Raw genomic sequence first — 1724 nt, 5'->3', positions numbered from 1 at the left:
AAGGCAAACAGCTAAAGGTTCACGAAGCGTTAAAATAAGTTAGGAAAACAGTTCACAGATTATGTGAGCTGTTTTTTTATGATTAGGGAAGGCACCAGACCTCATTCAGAGGATCTCTAAATAGGTTGTTTAGGAGTTCAGTCGAATCCTTCATGTAAGTCGCCGTTGTTGCTGTGTTCCTACTTAATGCACCCAGTTCCTTTTCGATGAAATAATGGATGATCTGAACACCAATCTTTTGTATGAAGATAAATGAAGCGCACATCATAGTCACTATCTGGGGAAGGAAACCCGAAGGCACGGTTTCCGGATTCACATTATTACTTGATAGAGTTCTTCTATTCTTTTTAGCTCAGCACTTATTTTATCGATCATGGTGAAGTTTATTCTTCATCTAAATCTAATCGCTGCTGATAGAGGGCTTTTAGCTCGTCTTGAAGCCTGTCTAGTTGTTTTTCAATTGGGCCGCTGTTTCCATTTACAGAATCTAATTTTTCCATATCATCTTGTAATCGTACGAATTCGGCTTTGACGTCAGCGATTTTATAGTCGAGGGTTTCCTTATTCATCTTGACATCTCCTTTTACTTTTCTCTATTCATACCATAAAAAAGATGGTTTGTGAATGAGAGAGAGAGGCTTTTTAAACATCATATTAGATTTTTCCGAAAATTCATTTACCTGTTACTTATGGAGCATGGATGTGAATATGCTGCTTTCATCTTACATAAGCTTATTTAGAGTAACGATCCTAACATTCGCTCATTGTCTTGTTTGAAAATGCTGGAAATGTGGAAAAAAGTATAACGGGAAATTTGTCGAAGGAGGTCTTCGTTATCGAACATATTAACCAGCACTCATATATAGAGAAAAGGAGCACCGCAGAGGAAATTGACCGCCTCTTTTATTATGATGGTCAGGACTTAGGAAATCGGTATCATGAACAGGCAACTGTCTTTCGTTTATGGGCGCCGCTTGCAGCTGAAGTAAGATTAGTACTATACGAACAAGAGGAAGAAAGCGGGAAAGAATTGATAATGGAACGTTCTGAGAAGGGAACGTGGGCAGCGAAGTTAGATGGTGACCAGGACGGCTTGGTGTATACCTATAAAATAAGAAGTAATGAACAGTGGAATGAAGTCGTTGATCCGTATGCACGTGCGGTTACGGTTAATGGTGATAAGGGGGTCGTAGTCAATCTTATGACTACGAATCCTGATAATTGGTCGACTGAAAAGCCTCAGCATTCTTCTGTGATGGACACGATTATTTATGAACTTCATATTCGTGATGCTTCCATTCATCCGGAAAGCGGAATTGTTCATAAAGGAAAATATTTAGGATTAGCCGAGACAGGGACGACAGGACCAACAGGTATGGATACTGGGCTTGATTATATTAAAAGCTTAGGTGTTACACATGTACAGCTGCTGCCGATGTTTGATTATGCAACAGTCGATGAAGCAGATTTAGAACTTTTACAATATAACTGGGGGTATGATCCCAATCATTTCAATGCCCCAGAAGGCTCCTATGCAACAAATCCCTTCGATCCGAAAACAAGAATTAAAGAAATGAAGCAGATGATTCAAGCCTTTCATGATCAAGGTTTACGAGTGATTATGGATGTGGTTTACAATCATATTTATTCGGTTGAGGACTCTTCTTTTAACAAACTAGTGCCAGGTTATTATTTTCGATACCATAACGGTCAATTAGTGAACG

General features: G+C 39.1%; 2 protein-coding genes and 1 pseudogene. 1 reads left to right on the top strand and 2 read right to left on the bottom strand.

Annotated elements, in window-relative coordinates; translation table 11 throughout:
• Positions 1-179: 179 nt before the first annotated feature.
• Positions 180-275 (bottom strand): annotated as a pseudogene (locus AC52RT_RS02800) (hypothetical protein); the annotation flags it as partial.
• A gap of 108 nt (positions 276-383) precedes the next feature.
• Entirely contained in the window at positions 384-569 is a 186-nt protein-coding gene (locus AC52RT_RS02795) for an SE1832 family protein (RefSeq protein WP_040374674.1), read from the bottom strand.
• A 221-nt stretch (positions 570-790) separates the two neighbouring features.
• On the opposite strand from AC52RT_RS02795, the gene AC52RT_RS02790 reads away from it, so the two are divergent.
• The coding region (locus AC52RT_RS02790; protein ID WP_495539340.1) for an alpha-amylase family glycosyl hydrolase at positions 791-1724 on the top strand (934 nt) is incomplete at its 3' end.

The organism is Peribacillus sp. (assembly GCF_059453735.1).
This window is presented reverse-complemented; position numbering and strand designations above follow the sequence as displayed.